The organism is Bowmanella pacifica (genome assembly GCF_014645355.1).
Taxonomy (GTDB): Bacteria; Pseudomonadota; Gammaproteobacteria; order Enterobacterales; family Alteromonadaceae; genus Bowmanella; species Bowmanella pacifica.
In genome coordinates, this window is sequence record NZ_BMLS01000013.1 from 1 (window position 1) to 5,497 (window position 5,497).

Annotated in this window: 4 protein-coding genes, 3 tRNA genes and 1 pseudogene; all 8 read right to left on the reverse strand. The window is 47.2% G+C overall.

The features are described from left to right. Nucleotides 1–64: pseudogene (locus IEX02_RS20225) on the reverse strand (GTP-binding protein); the annotation flags it as partial. Between the two features lie 61 nt (nt 65–125). Continuing rightward, nucleotides 126–201: transfer RNA gene (locus tag IEX02_RS20230), tRNA-Thr, on the reverse strand. Between the two features lie 7 nt (nt 202–208). Further along, nucleotides 209–283 (reverse strand) — tRNA-Gly (locus IEX02_RS20235). Nucleotides 284–443: 160 nt separating this feature from the next. Then, nucleotides 444–519: transfer RNA gene (locus IEX02_RS20240), tRNA-Thr, on the reverse strand. Between the two features lie 109 nt (nt 520–628). Next, nucleotides 629–1,405: a type III pantothenate kinase gene (locus IEX02_RS20245; RefSeq protein ID WP_188699283.1), complete on the reverse strand. Its 777-nt coding sequence runs from the start codon at nt 1,403–1,405 to the stop codon at nt 629–631. Further along, nucleotides 1,386–2,363 carry a bifunctional biotin--[acetyl-CoA-carboxylase] ligase/biotin operon repressor BirA gene (gene birA / locus IEX02_RS20250; RefSeq protein WP_188699284.1) on the reverse strand — a complete coding sequence of 326 codons (978 nt, stop codon included), beginning with the start codon at nt 2,361–2,363 and terminating at the stop codon, nt 1,386–1,388. Before birA ends, IEX02_RS20245 begins: the two co-directional genes overlap by 20 nt. After that, the gene (murB, locus tag IEX02_RS20255) at nt 2,360–3,364 is read right to left on the reverse strand and encodes a UDP-N-acetylmuramate dehydrogenase (protein WP_188699285.1); all 1,005 of its coding nucleotides are present in this window, start codon (nt 3,362–3,364) and stop codon (nt 2,360–2,362) included. Before murB ends, birA begins: the two co-directional genes overlap by 4 nt. Before the next feature lie 85 nt (nt 3,365–3,449). Continuing rightward, complete coding sequence (scpC, locus tag IEX02_RS20260) at nt 3,450–4,961, reverse strand: succinyl-CoA:acetate CoA-transferase ScpC (RefSeq protein WP_188699286.1); 1,512 nt, start codon at nt 4,959–4,961, stop codon at nt 3,450–3,452. Nucleotides 4,962–5,497: the final 536 nt, after the last annotated feature.

Sequence of the window (5,497 nt, forward strand, 5' to 3'; positions counted from 1 at the left end):
CAACGTGGCCGATAGTACCTACGTTTACGTGCGGTTTCGTACGTTCAAACTTTTCTTTTGCCATGATTCCCCCAGCTAGGTTGGCTGCTACTTTGGTTAAACGCAGAATGAGCTGGGGAGAGAAGTGGTGCTGATAGGCAGATTCGAACTGCCGACCTCACCCTTACCAAGGGTGCGCTCTACCGACTGAGCTATATCAGCACTTTATTGGAGCGGGCAGCGGGAATCGAACCCGCATCATCAGCTTGGAAGGCTGAGGTAATAGCCATTATACGATGCCCGCGATCCTGATCTCTTGAGGCCACCTCATCCCAAGAATATTTTGGGCTTTGCCTGGATACATCGCCTTGCTTGCCCGGCACTCGCTAATATAGCCAATGCCTATAAAGTGGTGGAGGGAGCTGGATTCGAACCAGCGAAGGCTGAGCCGTTCCGAATTTTGATGGTGCCGGCTGCCGGAATCGAACTGGCGACCTACTGATTACAAGTCAGTTGCTCTACCAACTGAGCTAAGCCGGCACTGCATCAAGTGGGGCGCATTCTAGAGGAAGCTTTTGGAGGACGCAACAGGTAATTTGCAAAAAAATGCCATTTACGTGTCGCTTGCTTATATTATCGCCTCTGGCGCTCACAATTGCTGCATTTTGATGGTTGTTTGCCCACTTTTCAACGGAATTCCAGTGGCATACTTTTGCATTCCCAGGAACACTAGACCCTCTTCATGACGCACTTTAGGATCACTAATGTGCTTAATTTTTGGATAATCTCCACCACAAGCAAATACAACCGAGATATCACCTAACTTTTGGACTTGTTCAGTTGCTTGCCTGAGTATCCCAGCGGCTGCCGCCATACACCCTGCATCTACTGCTTGCTGGGTATTCTTACCCGGTATTAATTCAACTTCACCGCCTAACTGCCCTTTGACCCTATCAGTGCCCTTAAACAAAGCCTCGCACATCAACCTAAGCCCAGGAGCTATCCAGCCGCCAAGATAGTTTCGCTGCTGGTCGACAAACTCAACATTAATAGCAGTACCAAAATCTACTATCACAAAAGGCAACTCAGTCAGACTCGCCGCACCAAGCACTGCTAACCACCTGTCACACCCCATCTGCTCGACGTTTTGATACATATTTTCAATGCCTAAAAAGGACTTTTTTACCTGCACCTGGAACAACGGCTTAGCATGCTCGGCCAGCATAACCTCCAGTTGGCGTAGCCAAGCCGATTGTCCAACGGAAGAGACCAATATGGCATCCACGTCGTTAATAACGTCTCCCAGCGTTTGAGGGTCAACGATTTCTCCAAGCATTTCCACGCTTGCGGAAACACTCTTGGCAGCCTTAATACGGCTGTTCCCCGCATCAATGAAAAGCCATTTATCAGTGTGCGCTTCTAACACTCACTTCGCCTCCATAAAACGCCTTAACACCGTCAGGCAATCTAACCAACAGCGCCCCATCTTTATTTACTCCCAGGCAAACACCTTCAAAATGATTAGACCCACAAAGCATTTTTATCTTTCTTGCCTTGAATAAATTTAGCGCCTCCCAGCGAGGAAGGAATGCCGCCAAACCTTCATGCTCAAACCTAATAAGATTCTCCTGTAATTCATCGAGTACAGCGGCTGCTAGCAAATTCCTATCCGGCAAACGAGTGACATGCTGTGCGAGATCTGTATAGGGTTGATCAATTTCTTCTCTAACCAAGTCAGGCAAGCGAATGTTAAGACCAACACCAACAATACAATGGCTTTGGTCGTGGATTTGCCCTTCCACTTCAACCAACACGCCGCCTAGTTTTTTTCCATCCAGGTAAATGTCATTTGGCCATTTCAACTGTAAGCCTTCCACTCCCAGTCTGTTTAACGCCTCAACAACAGCAACGCCTATCATCAAGCTCAAACCGCCAATCGCCTGATAGCCCCCGGAAAAGGTCCAATACATTGACAAGTAGAGACTAGCGCCAAAGGGAGACTGCCATTTTCGTCCTTGTCTTCCCCGCCCTGCTGTTTGCGCTTCAGCCAAACACGCTGCCCCATTACGATGAGCAGACTGCTTCAACTTAAGATAGGTATTCGTCGAATCAACGACAGACAGCACAGTCAAGGGTTTATCCGAAAAGCGCCGGGCAGCATTGATTAGTGAAGGATCAAGCAAATCCAACTTACTGGCCAAGCGATACCCTTTGCCGGTAACACTGAATATCTCGAGACCCAACCCTTCCAGTGCCTTTATGTGTTTGCTGATAGCAGCTCGCGAAATACCTAGCTCAGCACCGAGCTCCTCTCCGGAATGAAACTGGCCATCGGCAAGCTTAGTCAAGATTCGATGACGCTTATCATCATTTGGCGCAGTCATAATCTGAGCAGCCCTTTCTCACCAACCAGACGCACTTCATTTTCCAACTCAATCGCAAACTCGGCCAATACATCGTCACGGATCTGTCGAGCTAACCCCAGTAAGTCGGCGCTGGTACCATTTCCCTTATTAACCAACACTAACGGCTGATTTGCATGACAAGCTACTCCTCCTATGGTTTTGCCTTTGAATCCCAATCGGTCGATAAGCCAGGCTGCAGGAACCTTCGTCTGTTCTCCACCAACTCGGAACCCTGGTATATCTGGCCAGCTATCTTTTAACAAAAGGTAATGCTCGTTGGCTATGACGGGATTTTTAAAGAAGCTACCGGCGTTACCTAGCACACGAGGATCAGGCAGTTTGTGCTGACGTACTTCCACGACTTTATTGAATATGTCATAAGGGCTGGGATCAGGCCCTAGCAGTTTCAACTCACCATACTCAGCGCTCACAGGACGGCCTTTGGGAAATCGTAACACCACAGCTGTAATAAGCGACTCAGACATTTCCTGACGCTTAAATACACTGTCTCGATATCCAAACAGACATTCAGAATTGGTAAAACTCAGTTTTTCGCCGGTTTGCAGGTCTATGGCTTGTACGCTATGGCATAAGTCAGCCAGCTCTACGCCGTAAGCGCCAATATTCTGAATTGGAGCTGCGCCGACTGTGCCGGGTATGAGAGCGAGGTTTTCGGCACCAAAGATCTTGGCGCTCATGAGCTTTTGCACCAAAGCGTGCCAGTTTTCACCAGCCGCGACCGATACATCAAAGTGGTGCTCATGCTGCTGAACCTCTATTCCAGACAGCTTTACCTGCAGCACACTGCCTTCATAATCTTCAAGAAAGATCGTATTACTGCCTTCACCCAGTATGTAATACGGCTTATCGTTCAGTGCATGTAATTGGGAGAGATCACTAATGGCCAACAAACGCTGGGCTTTTGTATCAAGGCCAAAAGTGTGTAAGGGGGCTAAACTAACCAAAGCTGCCGTCTTCATTCGTTATTTCGTCGGCTTGCTAGTGTAAGTAACCCCCATCCATTGGTCGAGTGCGATGGGAAAATATTATTAGCGTATTAACGCCTTACATTTTCCCATTTTGCTCAAAATTAACGTGCCAGCTTAATGCTTCTTCAAGCAAGTGCGGTGTATGCATACCGCGGCCGCTAGCACATGCTCGCTCATAGTAATCCAACAGTCGGTCCTTGAAGTCTGGATGGGCACAATTCTCTATAATGCATTTAGCTCTTTGCTTAGGTGACAAGCCTCGCAAATCTGCCAGCCCCTGCTCAGTTACGATGATCTTTACATCATGCTCCGTATGGTCAACATGAGAAACCATCGGAACGATAGCCGAAATAGCCCCTTGCTTGGCCGTTGAAGGCGTCATAAAGATAGACAGATAACCGTTCCTGGCAAAGTCCCCGGAACCACCGATACCATTCATCATCCGCGTTCCCATAATATGGGTTGAATTCACGTTACCGTAAATATCAGCTTCAATCAGGCCATTCATAGCAATAACGCCCAATCTTCTCGCAAGCTCCGGGTTATTACTGATATCTTGTTGACGCAAAATGATCTTGTCACGGTAGAAGTCGATGTTCTCGTTAAACTCCTCCAGGGCGTCAGGACTTAACGAAAAAGCTGTCGCGGAAGCCACTTCCAAAGTCCCAGATTTCAGCATCTTGAGCATGCCATCCTGAATCACTTCCGTAAATGCACTCAGGTTCTTATAAGGGCCGCTGTTAAGTCCTTCTAGGACTGCATTAGCGATATTACCTACACCGGATTGAATAGGCAGCAGTTGCTCGGGTAATCTACCTTGCTTAATTTCATCTGCGAAGAAATTCAGGATATGCTCAGCAATCCGCGCTGATGTTTGATCTGGCGGGGTGAAAGCAGAGTTTCGATCAGGAGACGATGTCTCTACCACAGCTATCACTTTTTCCAGCGGACAGTGCAGGTAGTTTTCACCTATACGGTCACTGGGTTTGGTCAGCATGATAGGGCGACGATTAGGGGGTAAGGCTGTGCCGTAATATACATCATGCATGCCTTCCATCTTCAAGCTTTGCTTATCATTAACTTCTAAGATGACCTTATCGGCTTGCTCAATCCAAGTCTTGTTGTTTCCTATTGAGGATGATGGAATCAAACGTCCGTCTTCTAAAATAGCCGCCACCTCAATAACAGCGATATCCAGTTTACCCAGGAACCCGGACCAAGCGTATTGAGAAACTTCAGAGAGGTGAATGTCGACATACTGCATCTGCCCCTCATTGATCTGCTTTCTACAAATTGCGTCAGATTGAAAGGGCAAGCGCATATTAATCCCGTCAACTTCTGCCAATGCGCCGTCTAGCTCTGGCGCTGTAGAAGCGCCAGTCCAGATATTAACCCGCATGGGCAATCCAGCGTCACGCAACTTGCCAATGCGCTCAGCCAAAGCCTTGGGTACCGCTTTCGGATAGCCTGCTCCGGTAAATCCGCTCATACCTATAGTTGCGCCAGCCGGGATAAGCTCCGCAGCTTGTTCAGCTGACATGATTTTATTACTAAGTTGAGTATTTAAGATTCTGGACGTGCATGACATCTGCCGTTACCTCAGTGAATACATTACCGATCAAGTCTTATGCGTTTTTGCTTATGCATAAGACTGAGTATATTCACATTCTAGTCATGCCTGAGACTTTTGGGTATATGACGTTAGTTCTATATTTTCCTTTAAATTCAATCACTTTGTTAATTTTTGGATAACATGTTGATAGATAAACCTCAAAACAAAACCAACTTATAAACACATAACACAACAGTTTCACACACTTTGGGCTCTAAGAAAAAGGGAGAGCTGGCGACTGGGTTTTCATTATTGCACCTGTCGATCGACTGGAAAGATACAGAAGGTAGAGCAACTGCCGAGTACGGTTTCATCATACGAAGATGAGCGCGTAGATTGCTACTTCACGCAAGCGTAGGATTAACACGTTAGAGCATTTTTTGAAAAAGGGCGCAGGGCCTGGTGATGCTAAGTAAGCTTTGATAAACCCAAATCATAGGCAATAAAAAAGGGCTATCCACTTGGATAGCCCTTCTTCGTATTGGGAGCCTGGCGGTGTGCTACTCTCACAT